This window comes from Pseudomonas sp. MDV22-iso1 (genome assembly GCF_058145095.1).
This window is the reverse complement of the sequence record NZ_JBYVMF010000001.1, coordinates 241,794-260,684: the sequence shown is the minus strand read 5'-3', so window position 1 is coordinate 260,684 and position 18,891 is coordinate 241,794. Positions and strand designations below refer to the sequence as shown.

Below are 18,891 nucleotides of genomic sequence, written 5' to 3'. Positions count from 1 at the left end.
GTGCTCCTACAGGTCTAAAATCCAAGGCTGGATAGCAAATCGTCCACATCGTCCTGACCGGACACAACGTCTTCTCTTTTATCGGCATGAATCTGCGGACCTTCACCCTGAGAGAGATGTTTTTGTGGATCTTTTTCAGCCAGCATCGCTTGACGGTCATGTTCGATGCCCGCAAAGCGGTCCACCTGACTGGCCATCAGCACGAGCTTGAGCAGGTTGCTTTCAACTTCGGTGACCAATTGAGTCACGCGCTTGATGACCTGACCGGTGAGGTCCTGGTAATCCTGAGCGAGCAGAATATCGTTGAGGTTGCTCGTTACGACGCGGTTGTCTTCGCTGCTGCGTGTGAGAAAACCGTCTACGCGCCGGGCGAGTTCGCGGAACTCCTCGGCACCGACTTCACGGCGCATGAACCTTCCCCAATCCGCGCTCAGCGCCTCGGCTTCATTGCCCAGGCTGGTGACCAGCGGCGTGGCGTTTTCAACGAGATCCATGGTGCGGTTGGCCGCCGCTTCGGTCAGCTTGACCACATACCCCAGACGTTCGGTCGCGTCCGTGATCTGCGAGACTTCCTCGGCCTGTGGCATGTTCGGGTCAATCTGGAAATTGACGATCGCGCTATGCAACTCGCGAGTGAGCTTGCCCACTTCCTGGTACAGGCCGCGATCACGGGTCTGGTTGAGCTCATGGATCAGTTGTACTGCGTCGCCGAACTTGCCTTTTTCAAGGCTTTCGACCAATTCGACCGCATGTTTTTTCAGGGTCGATTCGAAATCGCCCTGTGAAATTTCATTTTGCTCCATAGCTCCCCCGTGGCGCAGTTGCTCAACCAATGCGTTCGAAAATCTTTTCGATTTTTTCTTTTAACGCCTGGGCCGTGAAGGGCTTGACCACATAGCCGTTTACACCGGCCTGGGCTGCTTCGATGATCTGCTCGCGCTTGGCTTCAGCGGTAACCATCAGCACCGGAAGATGCTTGAGCCTTTCATCGGCGCGCACGTGGCGCAGCAGATCGATACCGGTCATGCCCGGCATGTTCCAGTCCGTTACCAGAAAGTCGATGCTGCCGCTGTTGAGGACCGGAATGGCAGTGGTGCCATCGTCAGCCTCGACCGTGTTGGTGAACCCAAGGTCACGCAACAGGTTTTTTATGATCCGCCGCATCGTTGAGAAGTCATCAACGATGAGGATTTTCATGTTCTTGTCCAATTCGACCTCCAAGCAGTCTTAAACGCGTCCAGCACCTGGACACGCCATTTCATTCAATCCGGCAAAGCATTCGATGACTGTCTGGAGCACAGCAGATAGAGACCGGTGCGTACAGAACCCACCAGCCTCGTTCGCAGTGTCCCCACACTGCCTTCAGCGCGCTCGCCACTCCCCCAAACGCCCCCGCAAACGGGCCGCGCACTGGCTGTGTAACTGGCTGACCCGCGATTCGCTAACCCCCAGGACCTCACCGATTTCCTTGAGGTTGAGCTCTTCGTCGTAGTACAGCGCCAACACCAGTCGCTCACGCTCCGGCAAATTGGCAATCGCGTCCGCCAGCGCTGCCTGGAAGCGTTCATCTTCCAGATCGCGCGACGGCTCGAGATGAGCACTGGCGCCATCCTCGTGCAGCCCTTCGTGTTCGCCGTCTTGCAACAGATCGTCGAAACTGAATAACCGGCTGCCCAGGGTGTCGTTCAAAATCCCGTAATAATCGTCGAGACTCAATTGGAGTTCGGCCGCAACTTCGTGATCTTTAGCGTCGCGACCGGTTTTAGCTTCAATCGAGCGAATGGCGTCGCTGACCATTCGGGTATTTCGGTGGACCGAACGTGGCGCCCAGTCCCCTTTGCGTACTTCATCGAGCATCGCGCCGCGGATTCGTATGCCCGCGTACGTCTCGAAACTCGCGCCTTTGCTGGCGTCGTATTTGGTCGACACTTCAAGCAGGCCGATCATGCCGGCCTGGATCAGGTCTTCGACCTGGACACTGGCCGGCAGACGCGCCAGCAAGTGGTAGGCAATCCGTTTTACCAGTGGCGCGTAACGCTCGATCAGCTCGTACTGCGCATCACGGGCCGATTTTTTATAGAGGTTATAGCCACTGGCGGTCATAGCACGGGTCCTGCAGTTTGTTGCACGAGGCGCTCCACGAAGAACTCCAGATGCCCACGCGGGTTGGCAGGCAATGGCCAGGTGTCGACCTTTTGCGCGATGGCCTTGAAGGCCAGCGAACACTTGGAGCGCGGGAATGCTTCATACACGGCGCGCTGCTTCTGCACGGCCTTGCGCACGCTTTCGTCGTACGGCACCGCACCGACGTATTGTAAGGCGACGTCGAGGAAGCGATCCGTGACCTTGGTCAACTTGGCGAACAGGTTGCGACCTTCTTGCGGGCTCTGGGCCATGTTGGCCAGGACACGGAAACGGTTCATGCCGTAATCACGGTTGAGCAGTTTGATCAGGGCGTAGGCGTCGGTGATCGAAGTCGGCTCATCGCAGACCACCAGGAGGACTTCCTGAGCGGCGCGGACGAAACTGACAACCGAATCGCCGATGCCCGCCGCCGTGTCGATCACGAGCACGTCGAGGTTGTCTCCGATATCGCTGAAGGCCTGGATCAGGCCGGCGTGTTGCGCCGGGGTCAGATGAACCATGCTCTGTGTGCCGGACGCGGCCGGAACGATACGAATACCGCCCGGGCCTTGCAACAGAACGTCGCGTAGCTCGCAGCGGCCTTCGATCACGTCGGCCAGGGTACGTTTGGGTGTCAGTCCGAGTAGAACGTCGACGTTAGCCAGTCCGAGGTCGGCGTCCAGAAGCATGACGCGCCGGCCGAGCTCTGCTAGAGCCAGGGACAAGTTCACTGACACGTTAGTTTTCCCGACGCCACCTTTGCCGCCGGTCACCGCGATAACCTGTACGGGATGCATGCTGCCCATGTTATTTCTTTACCTTGTCTTGCATAGACGGAGGCCACATTACTGGCTGCGCGTTCACAAACGGAACAATGCATGGCAGACCATCGATGTAGGTACAAAAACTATTCATTAATACCTCAGCTAACCTGCTTGGTCGGGCTGTGGTAAATATCAGCGAACATGTCAGCCATGGCTTCTTCGCTGGGTTCTTCCTGCATTTGCACGCTGACCGCGCGACTGACCAGCTGATGACGACGCGGCAGATGCAAATCATCCGGAATCCGCGGGCCATCGGTCAGATAGGCCACCGGCAATTCATGACTGATGGCCAGGCTCAACACCTCGCCCAGACTTGCCGTTTCATCCAGTTTAGTCAGGATGCAGCCGGCGAGCCCGCAGCGCTTGTAACTGTGATAAGCGGCGGTTAGAACCTGTTTCTGGCTGGTGGTTGCCAGAACCAGATAATTTTTCGATTTGATGCCACGCCCGGCCAGACTTTCCAGCTGCATGCGCAGTGCCGGATCGCTGGCCTGAAGGCCTGCGGTATCGATCAGCACCACGCGTTTGCGCAGCAAAGGATCCAGCGCCTGCACCAGCGACTGACCCGGGTCGACGTGAGTGACCGGGACATTGAGGATGCGGCCAAGGGTCTTGAGCTGTTCCTGGGCACCGATACGGTAGCTGTCCATGCTCACCAGCGCGATGTTTTGCGCGCCGTACTTGAGCACGTAACGCGCGGCGAGCTTGGCCAGGGTCGTGGTTTTACCCATGCCGGCAGGGCCGACCATGGCAATGACACCGCCCTCTTCCAGCGGCTCGATTTCCGGTGTGGCAATCATGCGCGCCAGGTGTGCCAGCAACATGCGCCAGGCCTGACGTGGCTCGTCGATGCCAGTGATCATCGCCAGCAGATCACGGGACAACGGGCCGGAGAGGCCGATGCGCTGCAGACGACGCCACAGGTTGGCCTGCGCCGGGCGGCTGCCCTGCAATTGGTTCCAGGCTAAGGACCCAAGCTGTACTTCCATCAGTTCGCGCAGGCTGTTGAGCTCGAACCGCATCGAGTCGAACGCGCGCGGGTCGACGCCGCCCGTCGCAGCAGGCGCCGGGGCAGGTCGTGGAGGTTCTGTATAAGTCGTTTCGATCAGCGGTTCGGCGGCAGTCAACGGCAGGCCGGCGAACAATTGGCGATTGGTGCTTTTCTCGCTCTCGCCCTCGCTGCGCAGGCTCAGTTCGGCCTGGGCGGTGACGATCCGCGATTGGGTCTTGCGCAACTCGTCTTCAAGTTCCATGTTCGGAACACGTGGCGCCAGCGCCGACAGTTTGTAATCCAGGGCAGCCGTCAGCTCTACGCCACCGGCGATCCGGCGGTTGCCAATGATGGCCGCATCGGCGCCCAGCTCATCGCGAACCAGTTTCATGGCCTGACGCATATCGGCGGCGAAAAAACGCTTAACTTGCATAAACCACTACCTCAGCCGTTGGGCCCTACTGTCGCAACGATGGTCACTTGCTTGTTGTCAGGAATTTCCTGATACGCCAACACATGCAAACCCGGGACTGCCAGTCGGCCAAATCGCGAGAGCATCGCGCGAACCGGACCGGCTACCAGCAGAATCACCGGTTGACCTTGCATTTCCTGACGCTGCGCCGCGTCGATCAACGAGCGTTGCAGTTTCTCAGCCATGCTTGGCTCAAGCAGAACACCCTCTTCCGAGCCTTGCCCTGCCTTCTGAAGACTATTGAGCAATATCTGTTCCAACCTTGGCTCCAGCGTGATAACTGGCAGCTCGGAGTCAGTGCCTACAATGCTTTGGACGATTGCACGGGATACGCCGACGCGTACGGCGGCCACCAGAGCGGCGGTATCTTGACTCTTCGCCGCATTGTTGGCGATGGCCTCGGCAATGCTGCGAATGTCCCGTACCGGCACTTGTTCGGCCAACAGCGCTTGCAAGACTTTGAGCAACTGCGACAGCGACACCACACCCGGCACCAGCTCTTCTGCCAGTTTCGGCGAGCTTTTGGCCAGCAATTGCATGAGTTGCTGCACTTCCTCGTGCCCGATCAGCTCACTGGAGTGCTTGTACAGAATCTGGTTCAAGTGGGTTGCCACCACTGTACTGGCATCGACCACAGTGTAACCAAGAGACTGAGCCTGGGCACGCTGACTGACTTCAATCCAGACGGCCTCAAGTCCAAAAGCCGGATCTTTGGCGGTGATGCCGTTGAGTGTCCCATAGACCTGACCGGGGTTGATGGCGAGCTCCCGATCCGGGTAAATCTCTGCCTCGGCCAGAATGACCCCCATAAGGGTCAGACGATAGGCACTCGGTGCAAGGTCGAGGTTGTCACGTATATGCACAGTCGGCATCAGAAAGCCCAGATCCTGGGACAGCTTCTTACGCACGCCCTTGATCCGCGCCAGCAGCTGACCACCCTGGTTGCGGTCCACCAACGGAATCAGGCGATAGCCGACTTCCAGACCAATCATGTCGATCGGGGTGACGTCATCCCAGCCAAGCTCCTTGGTTTCCTGTGCACGGGCCGGCGATGGCAGCAGCTCCTGCTGACGCGCCACCTCTTGCAGGGCCTGAACCTTGACGGTGTTTTGCTTTTTCCAGAACAGGTAAGCCCCGCCAGCCGCTACTGCGGCCATGCTGAGGAAGGAGAAGTGCGGCATGCCGGGCACCAGGCCCATCACCGCCATCAAACCCGCTGCCACCGCCAACGCCTTGGGCGAGGCAAACATCTGACGATTGATCTGCTTGCCCATGTCTTCCGAACCGGAAGCACGGGTCACCATGATTGCCGCGGCAGTGGACAGCAGCAGTGATGGCAATTGCGCCACCAAACCGTCACCGATGGTCAGCAGCGCATAAACCTTACCGGCATCGCCGAAGGTCATGCCGTGCTGGAAGATACCGACCGCCATGCCGCCGATCAGGTTGATGAACAAAATCAGCAGGCCGGCGATGGCGTCGCCACGAACGAATTTGCTGGCACCGTCCATGGAACCGTAGAACTCAGCCTCCTGGGCCACTTCCGTACGGCGCATTTTCGCCTGGTTCTGATCGATCAGCCCGGCGTTCAAATCGGCGTCGATGGCCATTTGCTTGCCGGGCATTGCGTCGAGGGTGAAGCGCGCGCTCACCTCGGAAATCCGCCCGGCACCTTTGGTCACCACGACGAAGTTGATGATCATCAAGATGGCGAAAACCACGATACCCACCACGTAGTTGCCGCCGATCACCACCTCACCGAACGCCTGGATCACCTTGCCCGCGGAGGCATGACCGTCCTGACCGTGCAGCATCACCACCCGCGTCGAAGCGACGTTCAATGCCAGCCGCAACAACGTTGCCACCAACAGGATGGTGGGGAACACCGCGAAATCCAGTGGCCGCAAGGCGTACACGCACACCAGCAGAACGACGATCGACAGCGCAATGTTGAACGTGAAGAACACGTCCAGCAGGAACGGCGGGATCGGCAACATCATCATCGCCAGCATGACCAGCAGCAACAACGGCACGCCCAGATTGCCCCGACTTAGATCGGCAACGTTTGTGCGAGCAGTGTTGAGTAACTGAGAGCGATCCACCGGTTTTTCCCCGTCCCTTAAAGCAAACTTTTGACGCCAGAAGCAGGCGCAGAGCGGCTACTGCAAGAAGCCTTCCAACTTTTGCGGGGTTTTGAAGTCGGGGTGTTTTAACGGAAGCTTGCAGCCACAGGACCGGCACTTTCGCACCAAGCCGATCTCATTCCCACAGGGGACCGGTGCAGCTCACATATCCTGCGTACAACAGAGATCAAAATGTGCGAGCGAGCCTGCTCGCTCAGAGGCCGCCCCTGCTGCCGCCCATTTCACGACCAACACAAAATCTGTGGGAGCCGGGCTTGCCCGCGATGGGGTCGGCATTTCCGCTGCACTTCCCCAGGAAGCCATCGGCCCCAATAAATCAAATGGGCTAACTCACGCGAAACTAGCAGTTCTGCTAGTACCCAACCCTCGCCAAACCGCCAATACTGAGCTCCAGCACTTCGGACCTTCGGAGTAACCTCCTATGACATCTTCGCGCGAGATCGTACTCTGCCAATACCACTATGACCCCCTTGATCGACTGATCAGTGTTGCACTGCCAGATATCCACGAGCACCAGCGATTTTACTGCGAAAGCCGGCTAGCGACCGAGATACAAGGCGCATTTCGGCAATCAATCGTCCAGCACGGCGACCTGCTGCTCGCGCAACAACAGCGCCAGAGCGATGGGTTCGACACCACGTTACTGGTCACCGATCAACAACGCTCGGTTTTGCACGCCCTCAGGGAAGAGAATCAGCGCCACCCCATCGCCTACTCACCCTACGGCCACCGCCCCGCCGAAAGCGGGTTGACCAGCCTGCTGGGTTTCAACGGCGAACGGCCGGATCCGGTGACCGGGCATTATTTATTGGGGAATGGCTATCGGGCGTTTAATCCGGAGTTGATGCGGTTTAATAGCCCGGACAGTCTCAGCCCGTTTGGGAAGGGAGGGTTGAATTCGTATGAGTATTGTTTGGGAGACCCGATAAACCTATCAGATCCAAATGGTCAAACTCCGACTATTCTGAACATCTTCAACAAGCTGTCAAACCATGCACTAAAATCGGACCATAAAATACCGGACCTAATAATGAAGAGCGGCCCCGAGGCCACTCGAAAAATGGTCACTCGAAAAACAATGAACATTTCAACCATTGAGAACACAGTCCACCTTGATGGCCGCTGGCTTGAGAAAACCACATCAATAAAGCATCTCGGTGCAAAAACACAAACAAGAAACGTGTTTGGCATGGAAGGCGACGTGAGTGTACTTCAAGACCATAGGCCAATGAGACAATACAAATCCAACGCAACACTAAAGGAAACAGCTTATTCAAACATTGCAGGCGCCCAATTAGAAGAGCTTTACAAAAACCGCGCCCTCCAAAAAATGGGCGAAGATATTGACCAGATAAACTTCGTCAATGCAAAATCACAAACTACACACGAACTCATTAACAGCAGCAGGCACCCTCCCACATCAAGCGTTCAGATTGACCAGATAATCAAAAAAGCACACACACTAACACTGAACAAGGCAATAAGAGGAAACCTTAACGGAGTCCATCCAGATGTAGCTATTAGAAACTTTAAGCAGTAGCACCTTATAATAACAATATATCAACCCTACCAGAAGAAAGGTATACCAGATACTCAAGGGGGGGCGGGCAGATTTATTTTCTCAGTTACGATATCGAAAAATTTATTAACAGGGAAATTATGTCGGACGCCAATTTTCGATCAGCCTTCATCAACGTGGGAGCCGGGATTGCCCGAGATGAGACCAGCGCTGCCAGTGGATATCTCAGAAAGTGAGTCACTGAGTAGCAAATTCTACGTACAAACCCAGCGCACCTATCAGATCTGCTAGTACCCAACCTTTGGCAAACGGCCAATACTGAGCTCCAACGCTTCAAATCTTCGGAGCCCTCCTCCATGACATCGACACGCGAAACCGTACTCTGCCGATACCACTACGACCCCCTTGATCGACTGATCAGTCATGCACTGCCAGATATCCACGAGCGCCAGCGGTTTTACTGCAAAAGCAGGTTGGCGACCGAAATACAGGGGGCGATGTGTTACTCGATCGTTCAGCAGGGCGATCAGTTGTTGGCGCAACAGCGAAGTGAGGGTGATGCGCCTGATACCACGCTTTTAGCCACCGACCAGCAGCGTTCTGTGTTGCAGGTGGTCAAAGCTGATCATGCCCGGCGACCCATTACCTATTCGTCCTATGGCCACCGCGCTGTTGAAAGCGGGTTACTCAGCCTGCTTGGCTTTAATGGTGAACGACCAGATCCAGTGACTGGATGTTATTTACTGGGCAATGGTTACCGCGCGTTCAATCCGGTGTTGATGCGGTTCAACAGTCCGGACAGTTTGAGTCCATTTGATAGGGGAGGCATGAATTCATATGCGTATTGCATGGGAGATCCAGTCAATATCGATGATCCGGATGGGCATGGATGGTTTAGAAGATTTTTTAGTCGGACTCCATCTAGAAGAGCTTCATCTAGAGGAGCCTCGACCGCCGACAAAGGAGTCAGCGAAGCTTTAAGTTGGAACAAATATAATGCCGTTAACTATAACAAAGACAAAGGCAATAAAATAAGCGGTATAGCCCCCCTCAAACAATCATCAATGGATCAAGTAGAGAAGCAGTTGGGCGCAGTTTCAGGACGCCAATTAGAAGCAATGATTGAAGGACCTCATGCTAACGCAATTAAAGCGTGGGATAACAAAACGGGCGTGAACAATATGCATTTCCATTGGGCAAGAGATCTTTCCCCTGAGGCGCGTTACGCCGTGATGAGTGAAGGTATTGCCGGAAACTTAAACGGCGTACTACCTTATCGGGCGAAAGAATTTTCAATGGCAATTATGCGTGGCGACTACCCACAGACCAATTACCTTCCAAACTTGACTAAAGTAAGATTCGAAAGCGTCGCTTTTAAAACGTTTAATCTTGATAGGTATAGGCAAATCGAAATTTATAGAGATGCAGGAGTAAAACTCCCGAACTTCCTGATGGAAGACTTCGTAAAAATTCCCGCTAAGATGCAAAAAATCAGAACCAAACGATAATCAAAGAACCAAGAAAACTCTGAAAAAGCCCACTTTTTGGAAAATCATCGACCTGGAGGCCGCATATTCCCTGGGGTTGATTTTTTAAGATAGGGCTTTTTCAGACCATCCTTAGGGCCCCTGTGCGAGGCTCGCAACACAATCATTGCGTGTTGACTGGCTGGTTGGGATTTATTAAGAATCCCGACGGAGATCTGGCGGAATCGGCAAATCATCCTTCAGCGGATCCGGGCGTTTACCCTTGCCCGCGCGGTACTGGCGGATCTGGTAGACGTACGCCAGCACTTGCGCAACGGCCAGATAGAGGCCGCCGGGGATTTCCTGCTCCAGCTCCGTGGAGTAATAAATCGACCGTGCCAACGCTGGGGATTCTAGTAGCAGCACCTCGTTGGCCACAGCAATCTCGCGCATCTTCAACGCCAGGAAATCACTGCCCTTGGCCACCAGCATCGGCGCCCCGCCCTTGTCCGGGTCGTACTTGAGCGCGACGGCGTAGTGGGTCGGGTTGGTGATGACTACGTCAGCATCGGGGATCGCCGCCATCATCCGGCGCTGGGACATGTCCCGCTGCAGTTGGCGAATCCGTTGTTTAACCTCCGGTCGCCCCTCTTGATCCTTGTGTTCGTCGCGGATTTCCTGCTTGGTCATCTTCAGTTTCTTGGCGCTTTCCCAGAGCTGAAACGGCACGTCCACCGCGGCGATGATGATCAGGCCGCAGGCCATCCACAATGAGCTCCAGCCGACGACTTGCAGGCTGTGAATGATGGCCATGTCCAGCGGCTCATGGGCGATGCGCAGCAGGTCGTCGATGTCCGCTGACAGCACGGCCAGCGCCACAAACAGGATGATGAAAAACTTCGCCAAAGCCTTTAGCAGCTCTATCACGGCCTTGGATGAGAACATCCGTTTGAGCCCTGCGCCGGGGTTCATGCGGCTGAATTTGGGGGCCATGGTGCCGGCGGAAAATAGCCAGCCACCCAGGGAAATAGGACCGATCAATGCCGCCAGCAGCAAGGTAATCATCACCGGTTGAATCGCCAGCAGGGCAATCAGTCCTGAATGCATCAGGTAGGCGCCCATCGCGCCCTGGTCGAGCACGACTTCCCGCGACAACGAGAAGTTCATCCGCATCAGCTCCATCAGGTCCTGGGCCAGCGCGCCACCGAAGATCAGTAGCGCACCGGAACCGGCGAGCATGATCGCCAAAGTGTTGAGCTCTTTGGAGCGGGCGATCTCGCCCTTCTCACGGGCGTCCTTTTTCTTTTTCTCCGTGGGGTCTTCTGTTTTGTCCTGACCGCTTTCGCTCTCTGACATGTCTTAGCGCGCCCGTGCCAGTTCGCGTAACCACTGCAAGGCCTCGGAGGCCAGCGGCTGGTACTGATTGATAATGTCCGCCAGACCGACCCAGACGATGAACAAGCCGAGTACCAGCGTCAGAGGAAAACCAATGGAGAAGATGTTGAGCTGCGGCGCCGCCCGGGTCATGACGCCAAACGCGATGTTGACCACCAGCAGCGCCGTGATCGCCGGCAACACCAGTAACAGCGCGGCCCCCAGCACCCAACCGAGCTTGCCGGCCAGCTCCCAGAAATGATTGACCATCAACCCGCTGCCAACCGGCAACGTAGTGAAGCTTTCAGTGAGGATTTCGAAGACCACCAAATGGCCGTTCATGGACAGGAACAGCAACGTGACCAGCATGGTGAAAAACTGTCCGATCACCGCGACCGAGACGCCGTTGGTGGGGTCGACCATGGACGCGAAGCCCATGCCCATCTGAATGGAAACGATCTGCCCGGCTACAACGAACGCCTGAAAAAAAAGCTGCAACGCAAACCCGAATATCGCGCCGATGATGATCTGCTCAGCGATCAACAGCCACCCGCTCAGGTCCAGCGCGTTGACCGGCGGCATGGGCGGCAGGCCAGGGGCAATCACCACGGTAATGGCCAGCGCGAAATACAGGCGCACACGCTTTGGCACAAGCGTCGTGCCAACGATCGGCATGACCATCAGCAGCGCGCCGACGCGGAACAGCGGCAACATGAAGGTGGCTACCCACGTGCTGATCTGGGTATCGGTCAGCTGCAGCAGCGATTGCATGGCTTAGCCGATAACCTGGGGAATACTGCCGTACAACTGCAGGATGTATTCCATGAAGGTCTGCACCAGCCACGGACCCGCCACGATCAGGGTCACCAGCATCACCAGCAGGCGCGGCAGAAAGCTCAGGGTCTGTTCGTTGATCTGGGTCGCGGCCTGGAACATCGCCACCAGCAAACCCACCAGCAGACTCGGGATCACCAGTACAGCCACCATCATGGTGGTCAGCCAGAGCGCTTCCCTGAAGATGTCTACCGCGACTTCCGGCGTCATGGCGAAACACCACCGAAGCTGCTGGCCAGCGTGCCGATGATCAGCGCCCAGCCATCTACCAGCACGAACAACATGATCTTGAATGGCAGGGAAATGATCAGCGGCGACAACATCATCATCCCCATGGCCATCAGCACACTGGCGACGACAAGGTCGATGATCAGGAACGGAATAAAGATCATGAAGCCGATCTGGAACGCGGTCTTCAGCTCAGAGGTCACGAAGGCCGGCACCAGAATGGTCAGCGGCGCCTGATCCGGCGAGGCGATGTCCGTACGTTTGGACAAGCGCATGAACAGCTCCAGATCGCTGCTGCGTGTCTGGGCCAGCATGAAATCCTTGATCGGCACCTGAGCCTTGGCCACGGCATCCTGGGCGGTCAGTTTTTCCGCCAGATAGGGTTGCAGCGCATCCTGGTTAACCCGGTCGAACACTGGTGCCATGATGAACATCGTCAGGAACAACGCCATGCCCGTCAGGATCTGGTTCGAAGGCGTCTGTTGCAAGCCAAGGGCCTGGCGCAGGATCGAGAAGACAATGATGATCCGGGTGAAACTGGTCATCAACATGACGAACGCTGGGATAAAACTCAGCGCGGTCATGATCAGCAGGATCTGCAGGCTGACCGAATACTCCTGAGCGCCATCGGCGTTGGTGCCCAGGGTGATCGCCGGGATCGACAATGGATCCGCGGCAAACGCCAGCGGCGCAGCCAGCATCAAGGCCAGCGTCAAGACGATGCGTAACGCACCCATTACTTCTTATCCTTCTGATCCTTGCCCATCAGCTCCATCAGACGCTGGGCAAATTCCGGGGTCGCTTTTTCAGTAGCGCTGGGCACCTGCACCGGCTCCTTGAGGACGTGCAACGCGGTGATAGTGCCCGGGCTGAGGCCGAGCAAAATCTGCTCGTTGCCGACCTGTACCAGCATCAGACGGTCGCGAGGCCCCAGCGCGCGGGAGCCAATCAGCTCGATGACCTGCCCTTTGCCGGCCGGTCCTGCCTGCTGCACGCGGCGCAACAGCCAGGCGAGGAAGAAAATCAACCCCAGCACCAGCAGCAAGCCGAACACCAATTGCGTCAGTTGCCCTGCCACACCGCTGCTGACCGCAGGCGCCGCAGCAGCAACCGTGGCCACCGGCTCGGCGGCCAGCGCGCCAAATGGCAAGGCCAGCAGAACACTCAGAACCTTGTTCACTTAGCGCAGCTTCTTGATACGTTCGCTTGGGCTGATCACGTCAGTCAGGCGGATGCCGAACTTCTCGTTGACCACCACCACCTCACCATGAGCGATGAGCGTGCCGTTCACCAGCACGTCCAGCGGCTCGCCGGCCAGGCGATCCAGTTCGATCACCGAACCCTGGTTGAGCTGCAGCAAGTTACGAATGTTGATGTCGGTACTGCCCACTTCCATGGAAATCGATACCGGGATGTCGAGGATCACGTCCAGGTTTGGACCATCCAGCGTCACCGGCCCGTTGTTTTTTGGCACGCTGCCGAACTCTTCCATTGGCAAACGGCTGGACGGCGAAGTGGCAGCGTCGGCGGCCAGCAAGGCGTCAATGTCGTCCTGCCCGTCACCCGCTTCTTCAAGGGCCGCAGCCCATTCATCAGCCAGCGCCTGGTCGTCCTGGGTGTTCATATCGTTAGCCATCATGTGTCCTCGGCGGGCACCCATTTCAAATGGAAGCCGTCAGTTAAAAGCGAATGTGCAACGCGCCGGTCAGCGGCGCTCGATCGGCTCGATCACCTGCAAGGCGAGATTGCCTTTGTGCGAGCCCATCTTGACCTTGAACGCAGGCACGCCATTGGCGCGCATGATCATTTCTTCCGGCATCTCGACCGGGATGATGTCCCCCGGCTGCATGTGCAGGATGTCCCGCAGGCGCAGCTGGCGGCGGGCAACGGTGGCACCGATCGGCACGTCGACGTCCAGCACGTCCTGGCGCAGGGCGTTGACCCAGCGCTCATCCTGATCGTCGAGGTCCGACTGGAAGCCGGCATCAAGCATTTCGCGCACCGGCTCGATCATCGAATACGGCATGGTGATGTGCAGGTCGCCGCCACCGCCATCGAGTTCGATGTGGAAGGTCGACACGACGATGGCCTCACTCGGTCCGACGATGTTGGCCATGGCCGGGTTTACTTCCGAGTTGATGTACTCGAAGTTCACTTCCATGATGGCCTGCCAGGCTTCCTTCAAATCGATGAAGGCCTGCTCCAGCACCATGCGCACAACGCGCAATTCGGTCGGGGTGAATTCACGCCCTTCAATCTTCGCGTGACGGCCATCGCCGCCGAAGAAGTTGTCCACCAGCTTGAACACCAGCTTGGCGTCGAGGATGAACAGCGCTGTGCCGCGCAACGGTTTGATCTTGACCAGATTGAGACTGGTCGGGACGTACAGCGAGTGCACGTATTCGCCGAACTTCATGACCTGCACACCGCCGACGGCAACGTCAGCTGAACGGCGCAGCAGGTTGAACATGCTGATGCGGGTGTAACGGGCAAAACGCTCGTTGATCATCTCCAGGGTCGGCATGCGTCCGCGGACGATGCGATCCTGACTGGTCAGGTCATAGCTTTTGACGGCGCCGGGTTCGGCAGCGTTATCGGTCTCTACCAGACCATCGTCGACGCCATGCAACAGCGCATCGATCTCATCCTGGGACAGCAGGTCCTGCACGGCCATGTCGTGTTCCTACTGCAGTACGAAATTAGTGAAAAGCAACTGTTCGATGGCGACCTTGCCGAGTTCTTTCTGCGCCACTTCCTGGACGCTGGCGGTGGCCTTCTGGCGCAGCATTTCCTGACCGACCGGCGACGCCAGCGTGGCGAAGTCCTGCCCGGAGAACAGCATGACCAGGTTATTGCGGATGACTGGCATGTGTACTTTAAGTGCGTCGATATCCGCTTGATTGCGGCCCATCATGGTGATGCTCACCTGCATGTAGCGTTGGCGGCCGTTCTGGTTGTAATTGGCCACGAACGCGGGAAGCAGCGGCTCGAAGATGGCGGCCTGCTTTCCGACAACGGCTGTTTCAGCCGCGGCAGCAGGCTTGCTCTCGGCGCTGTGCATGAAGAACCAGGTCGCGCCCACGGACAAACCGATCGCCAGCAGCAGCGCCACCACGATCAAGATGATCATCTTGAGTTTGCCTTTGGTTGCAGGGTCTTTTACTGCTGCGTCGCTCTTCGCCATGCCAATAATCCGTCACTATTCGGGGTTTCACAGTTGCACGGCAAGGCAAGAGCAAGTGTTATGCCAGAAGTGCGGAGAGAAAAAGCGGGTTGTCGGTATTCATAAGAACACCGCAATAGCATTGTGGGAGTGAGCCTGCTCGCAATAGCGGTCAGACAGTCGATAAAAAGTTGACTGTAAGTACGCTATCGCGAGCAGGCTCACTCCCACACGGATCGGGGCGAGGAGTGTGCTCAGGCGTAATAGTCGACGGCGCTGGAGCCAATGACGCTGGTGGTGGCTGCGGCGACTTGCGCTACTGCCGGCGAGTGTTCGTCGTCCATTGAATCGAGGCGGCCACCGCTGGCGGTTGTGCGGCCACTTTGACTCTGTTGCGGCTGATCTTGCCCCTGCCCGCGAGACTGGTCGGAAACGTTGACATCAACCTGACCCATCCCCTGCTGCACAAACATCTCTCGCAAGCGGTGCATCTGGCCGTCCAGCGCTTCACGAACACCGGGATGCGCGCTCATGAACGTCACCTGGGTCTGCTGATCCGGCACCATGTTCACCCGAATGTCGAGACGCCCCAGTTCGGCGGGTTGCAATTGAATATCAGCCGCCTTGAGGTTGGCGCTGGACAGGTACATGACCCGGTTGACCACTTCTTCGGTCCAGCCGCTCTGATGCATGGCGATCGGTTGATTCACCGGCAGTGCATTGGCGGTTTTCGGTGTAGCGGCCTGCGTCAACGCTGCCAGGCGACTGGCAAAATCGTCCACACGGGTGTCGCTGGTCGCGGACTTGAGGTCTTTAAGACCGTCATCGATCAGGCCGCTGAATGACTTTTCACCTTCCCGGCTGGTGCTGTCCTTGTCGCCTTGCACGTCCAGCATATTGGCCAGGCCCGCCGCGAAGTTTTGCGCCGAGGTTTGCTCACCGTCAGACAATGCCTGTGCTGAAGACGCCTTGGGTTGAGCCTGACTGGCGGCGGAAACGTGACCGCTCTGCTCCATGGCCATGCGTACGGCGGGCAGCGCATCCAGGGGATCGGCTTCAGGATCGAAATCTGACTCTTCTGGAACCAGAGTCGCAACCAATGCAGCGGCGGCAGCTGCGTCCTGCGCTGGCTCAGGGCTTGGCGCGGTTTCCGCTGCCGGAGTCTGAGCGGCTTGCGCCGAGGCCGGATCGACGACCGGATCGACTGCAGTAGTACCGGAGACGTCTGTCGTGTCGCCGCTGGCGACCTTGTCATCGGCCTGCTTGGGTTTGTCGGCGGGCAAAGATTTGCCGCTATCGGCAACCGCAGGCTTCCCGGCGGCAGGCTTGTCATTGCCGAGGTCTTTTTTTACGGGACCGTCAGGGGCTTTATCGCGCATCTGCCGGTTCAGTCCGTCGACGACTGCAGAGGACTTGTTGCGGCCCTGTGTTGCATAGACCTGAGAGAAGCTGGACGCCTTGTCAGCGGACTCGGCAGGCGACGTCAGAGGATTGGCGGTGACCGGCTGGGTCTTGGCCTTTGCGGCGGCCTGAAGTAGCAAATTTTGACTAACGGGCATAACGCTGTCTCCGCCGCACTGGGAAGGTAGGTGTAAGTAGTGGCAGATACTGCAAGGGTCGCGCCAGTTTCTAGCGCAAGCCGTTAGAAGCGCCGAACGGTGGCTTTTTCGTAGTGGGAACGTTGACGTTCTGCTTCATACAGAGGACGAACAACAGCAAACTCGCGATCGATTTCACCGATGAGTTTTTCGAGTTCGGGAAGGGGGTGTTGTTCCTTGGCGCAATGTTCCAGCTCATGGCACAAATCAGCCAGCCGGACGGCGCCCATGTTGCTGCTGCTGCCTTTGAAACTATGGGCAGTTTCCATCAGTTGCCCGGCATCTTTCTGCTGACGCAAAAGACTCAACCGCTCTTCGGAATCGGCGAGAAACGTATCCAGCAACATTGGATACTCGTCCTCCATGACTTCCTGCAAGGCGACCAATACGTCTCGATTCAGATGTGGGTCATCCACTTGTTCACTCCTTGATCAAGAATGGGCGGGATTATGCCAGAGCCTCCCAGAAAAACTCTACGCGAGCACTTCGACCATTGTCTGACCAACTGGCGTTACGCCCCAATTGCTGGACCAGATTGACGCCACGTCCCGACAAACGGACATTTTCGGCGGGTCGTTCCATCACCCGCGCAATATCGAAACCCTTTCCGCTGTCCTCGACGCGAATCGACAGACAACCGCCCTCACCCGTCGGCACGACCTCCAGATGGACCCGCACGTAACCACTGCGCAACGCATCAAGACGCGCATTGCGCTCCTGATAATAACGGGCAAAACCTGACGCATCGCGCTTGAGACTCGAATCCAGTCCCAGTACGCCATGCTCCAGGGCATTGGAATACAGTTCGGCCAATACACTGTAGAGCGCACCGCTTTGCGCACGCAGGCCGTGGACTTCAAGCAACAACTGCAACAGATAAGGCAACGGATTGAAGCGCTTAAGCGAGGCCGCGCGAAACTCGAAACTGACCGACCAATCCAGAGGACAGGATTGCCCGCTGTCGGAATAGACCAGGGTCGGCGGACGCATTTGTGTAGCGTCCAGCAGACTCACCTCGACCATGCTGACATCGTCCCGGGCTTCGCCGCGAAAGTCCCGCAGTGCTTGCTCGATCTCTTCGAACAGCTCCTCCGGCTGCCGATTGGCAGCGAACACTTGATGCAACCGCTCCACACCAAACAACTGTTCGTCGGCATCGCAGGTATCAATAACGCCGTCGGACAACAGGAAAACCCGATCCCCGAGCGCCATGGGGAACACTTCGGTTCGATCATCAAAGGTTTCCGGGCTCAAGACACCCAGCGGCAGATGCCGGGCAGTCAGCGGCGTGCGCTCATCGCTGGCGATGTTGTGCAAATACCCATCGGGCATACCGCCATTCCAGACTTCCACCGAGCGCCGCTGAAAACTCAGGCACAACAGCGTCGCGCAGCAGAACATATCGACGGGCAGGATGCGCTTGAGCTTGGCGTTCATCTCGCGCAGGGTTTCTGACAGGCCATACCCCTTGGCGGTCATGCCGTAAAAAACTTCGGCCAGCGGCATGGCGCCTACTGCGGCCGGCAAGCCATGGCCGGTGAAATCCCCCAATAGCACATGCATGTCGCCAGCCGGCGTAAACGCGGCCAACAGTAAATCGCCGTTGAACAATGCATAGGGCGATTGCAGGTAGCGGATATTGGGGGCATTCAGGCAGCCGGAATGGGCCACTTTATCGAACACGGCCTTGGCGACGCGCTGTTCGTTGAGCAAATAGTTATGGTGCCTGGCGATCTGGTCACGCTGCTGGAGTACGGTGGCCTGCAACCGACGCAAACGGTCCATTGCCTTGATTTTGGCGGCCAGAATCACCTGGTTGTAAGGCTTGGCCAGGAAATCATCGCCTCCCGCCTCAAGGCATCGGGCCAGCCCTTCGCTTTCGGTCAATGACGTGAGAAAGATGATGGGCACCAGAGTTTCGCCCGCCAGCGCCTTGATCTGCTGCGCTGCTTCGAAGCCGTCCATCACGGGCATCATCGCGTCCATCAACACCAATTGCGGCCGTTGCTGGCGAAACAGTTCCACCGCCTCGGCACCGTTGGCGGCAGTCAGCACTTCATGGCCCTGACGACGGACAATCGTCGACAGCAACAGGCGATCGGCCGCGCTGTCTTCAGCGATCAATACCGTAAGTGACTCGAACGGCGATTGCAC

The 18,891-nt window shown here is 57.3% G+C and carries 19 protein-coding genes; 2 read left to right on the top strand and 17 right to left on the bottom strand.

From position 1 onward, the window contains the following. Positions 1-14: 14 nt before the first annotated feature. The 6 genes from AC3ZVB_RS01180 to flhA form a co-directional block, all read right to left on the bottom strand. Positions 15-803: a protein phosphatase CheZ gene (locus tag AC3ZVB_RS01180; protein WP_162435931.1), complete on the bottom strand. Its 789-nt coding sequence runs from the start codon at positions 801-803 to the stop codon at positions 15-17. Positions 804-825: 22 nt separating this feature from the next. Beyond that, positions 826-1,197, bottom strand: coding sequence for a chemotaxis response regulator CheY (locus AC3ZVB_RS01175; protein WP_007975363.1), 372 nt, complete (start codon positions 1,195-1,197; stop codon positions 826-828). A gap of 165 nt (positions 1,198-1,362) precedes the next feature. Then, the gene (gene fliA / locus AC3ZVB_RS01170; protein WP_007894214.1) at positions 1,363-2,103 is read right to left on the bottom strand and encodes an RNA polymerase sigma factor FliA; all 741 of its coding nucleotides are present in this window, start codon (positions 2,101-2,103) and stop codon (positions 1,363-1,365) included. Beyond that, on the bottom strand, positions 2,100-2,930 hold the full coding sequence (gene fleN, locus AC3ZVB_RS01165) for a flagellar synthesis regulator FleN (protein ID WP_045058906.1): 831 nt from the start codon (positions 2,928-2,930) through the stop codon (positions 2,100-2,102). Before fleN ends, fliA begins: the two co-directional genes overlap by 4 nt. 116 nt (positions 2,931-3,046) lie before the next feature. Further along, a complete protein-coding gene (gene flhF, locus AC3ZVB_RS01160; RefSeq protein ID WP_490145562.1) occupies positions 3,047-4,372 on the bottom strand; it encodes a flagellar biosynthesis GTPase FlhF in 1,326 nt (441 codons plus the stop codon). Positions 4,373-4,383: 11 nt separating this feature from the next. Next, on the bottom strand, positions 4,384-6,513 hold the full coding sequence (gene flhA / locus AC3ZVB_RS01155) for a flagellar biosynthesis protein FlhA (RefSeq protein ID WP_162435929.1): 2,130 nt from the start codon (positions 6,511-6,513) through the stop codon (positions 4,384-4,386). 463 nt (positions 6,514-6,976) lie between these two features. On the opposite strand from flhA, the gene AC3ZVB_RS01150 reads away from it, so the two are divergent. Both AC3ZVB_RS01150 and AC3ZVB_RS01145 read left to right on the top strand, forming a co-directional pair. Further along, positions 6,977-8,095 (top strand): RHS repeat-associated core domain-containing protein, encoded by a 1,119-nt coding sequence (locus AC3ZVB_RS01150; protein ID WP_490145561.1) that lies wholly within the window; start codon positions 6,977-6,979, stop codon positions 8,093-8,095. Positions 8,096-8,430: 335 nt separating this feature from the next. Continuing rightward, positions 8,431-9,582 (top strand): RHS repeat-associated core domain-containing protein, encoded by a 1,152-nt coding sequence (locus AC3ZVB_RS01145; protein WP_490145560.1) that lies wholly within the window; start codon positions 8,431-8,433, stop codon positions 9,580-9,582. A 174-nt stretch (positions 9,583-9,756) separates the two neighbouring features. Here the strand turns inward: AC3ZVB_RS01145 and flhB are convergent, their stop codons facing one another. The 11 genes from flhB to AC3ZVB_RS01090 form a co-directional block, all read right to left on the bottom strand. Continuing rightward, positions 9,757-10,896 carry a flagellar biosynthesis protein FlhB gene (flhB, locus tag AC3ZVB_RS01140; protein ID WP_490145559.1) on the bottom strand — a complete coding sequence of 380 codons (1,140 nt, stop codon included), beginning with the start codon at positions 10,894-10,896 and terminating at the stop codon, positions 9,757-9,759. A 3-nt stretch (positions 10,897-10,899) separates the two neighbouring features. Further along, positions 10,900-11,685 (bottom strand): flagellar biosynthetic protein FliR, encoded by a 786-nt coding sequence (gene fliR / locus AC3ZVB_RS01135; RefSeq protein WP_490145558.1) that lies wholly within the window; start codon positions 11,683-11,685, stop codon positions 10,900-10,902. Between the two features lie 3 nt (positions 11,686-11,688). Continuing rightward, positions 11,689-11,958, bottom strand: coding sequence for a flagellar biosynthesis protein FliQ (gene fliQ, locus AC3ZVB_RS01130; RefSeq protein WP_007948918.1), 270 nt, complete (start codon positions 11,956-11,958; stop codon positions 11,689-11,691). Then, complete coding sequence (gene fliP, locus AC3ZVB_RS01125; protein WP_162435926.1) at positions 11,955-12,713, bottom strand: flagellar type III secretion system pore protein FliP; 759 nt, start codon at positions 12,711-12,713, stop codon at positions 11,955-11,957. The genes fliQ and fliP overlap by 4 nt, the downstream gene beginning before the upstream one ends. Further along, positions 12,713-13,156, bottom strand: a complete 444-nt coding sequence (gene fliO, locus AC3ZVB_RS01120) for a flagellar biosynthetic protein FliO (protein WP_162435925.1) — start codon at positions 13,154-13,156, stop codon at positions 12,713-12,715. The genes fliP and fliO overlap by 1 nt, the downstream gene beginning before the upstream one ends. Next, the gene (fliN, locus tag AC3ZVB_RS01115) at positions 13,157-13,612 is read right to left on the bottom strand and encodes a flagellar motor switch protein FliN (RefSeq protein WP_162435924.1); all 456 of its coding nucleotides are present in this window, start codon (positions 13,610-13,612) and stop codon (positions 13,157-13,159) included. Between the two features lie 69 nt (positions 13,613-13,681). Continuing rightward, positions 13,682-14,650, bottom strand: coding sequence for a flagellar motor switch protein FliM (gene fliM, locus AC3ZVB_RS01110; protein WP_162435923.1), 969 nt, complete (start codon positions 14,648-14,650; stop codon positions 13,682-13,684). Positions 14,651-14,659: 9 nt separating this feature from the next. Next, positions 14,660-15,160 (bottom strand): flagellar basal body-associated protein FliL, encoded by a 501-nt coding sequence (fliL, locus tag AC3ZVB_RS01105; RefSeq protein WP_162435922.1) that lies wholly within the window; start codon positions 15,158-15,160, stop codon positions 14,660-14,662. Positions 15,161-15,393: 233 nt separating this feature from the next. After that, positions 15,394-16,698: a flagellar hook-length control protein FliK gene (locus tag AC3ZVB_RS01100; RefSeq protein ID WP_490145557.1), complete on the bottom strand. Its 1,305-nt coding sequence runs from the start codon at positions 16,696-16,698 to the stop codon at positions 15,394-15,396. Positions 16,699-16,781: 83 nt separating this feature from the next. Beyond that, entirely contained in the window at positions 16,782-17,153 is a 372-nt protein-coding gene (locus AC3ZVB_RS01095) for an Hpt domain-containing protein (RefSeq protein WP_194690653.1), read from the bottom strand. Between the two features lie 31 nt (positions 17,154-17,184). Beyond that, on the bottom strand, positions 17,185-18,891 hold the full coding sequence (locus AC3ZVB_RS01090) for an ATP-binding SpoIIE family protein phosphatase (RefSeq protein ID WP_490145556.1): 1,707 nt from the start codon (positions 18,889-18,891) through the stop codon (positions 17,185-17,187).

Bases quoted from the DNA above. Each gene is read 5' to 3' on its own strand.
- AC3ZVB_RS01180 (WP_162435931.1), bottom strand. From the start codon at position 803: ATGGAGCAAAATGAAATTTCACAGGGCGATTTCGAATCGACCCTGAAA.
- AC3ZVB_RS01175 (WP_007975363.1), bottom strand. From the start codon at position 1,197: ATGAAAATCCTCATCGTTGATGACTTCTCAACGATGCGGCGGATCATA.
- fliA (WP_007894214.1), bottom strand. From the start codon at position 2,103: ATGACCGCCAGTGGCTATAACCTCTATAAAAAATCGGCCCGTGATGCG.
- fleN (WP_045058906.1), bottom strand. From the start codon at position 2,930: ATGGGCAGCATGCATCCCGTACAGGTTATCGCGGTGACCGGCGGCAAA.
- flhF (WP_490145562.1), bottom strand. From the start codon at position 4,372: ATGCAAGTTAAGCGTTTTTTCGCCGCCGATATGCGTCAGGCCATGAAA.
- AC3ZVB_RS01150 (WP_490145561.1), top strand. From the start codon at position 6,977: ATGACATCTTCGCGCGAGATCGTACTCTGCCAATACCACTATGACCCC.
- AC3ZVB_RS01145 (WP_490145560.1), top strand. From the start codon at position 8,431: ATGACATCGACACGCGAAACCGTACTCTGCCGATACCACTACGACCCC.
- flhB (WP_490145559.1), bottom strand. From the start codon at position 10,896: ATGTCAGAGAGCGAAAGCGGTCAGGACAAAACAGAAGACCCCACGGAG.
- fliR (WP_490145558.1), bottom strand. From the start codon at position 11,685: ATGCAATCGCTGCTGCAGCTGACCGATACCCAGATCAGCACGTGGGTA.
- fliQ (WP_007948918.1), bottom strand. From the start codon at position 11,958: ATGACGCCGGAAGTCGCGGTAGACATCTTCAGGGAAGCGCTCTGGCTG.
- fliP (WP_162435926.1), bottom strand. From the start codon at position 12,713: ATGGGTGCGTTACGCATCGTCTTGACGCTGGCCTTGATGCTGGCTGCG.
- fliN (WP_162435924.1), bottom strand. From the start codon at position 13,612: ATGGCTAACGATATGAACACCCAGGACGACCAGGCGCTGGCTGATGAA.
- fliM (WP_162435923.1), bottom strand. From the start codon at position 14,650: ATGGCCGTGCAGGACCTGCTGTCCCAGGATGAGATCGATGCGCTGTTG.
- fliL (WP_162435922.1), bottom strand. From the start codon at position 15,160: ATGGCGAAGAGCGACGCAGCAGTAAAAGACCCTGCAACCAAAGGCAAA.
- AC3ZVB_RS01100 (WP_490145557.1), bottom strand. From the start codon at position 16,698: ATGCCCGTTAGTCAAAATTTGCTACTTCAGGCCGCCGCAAAGGCCAAG.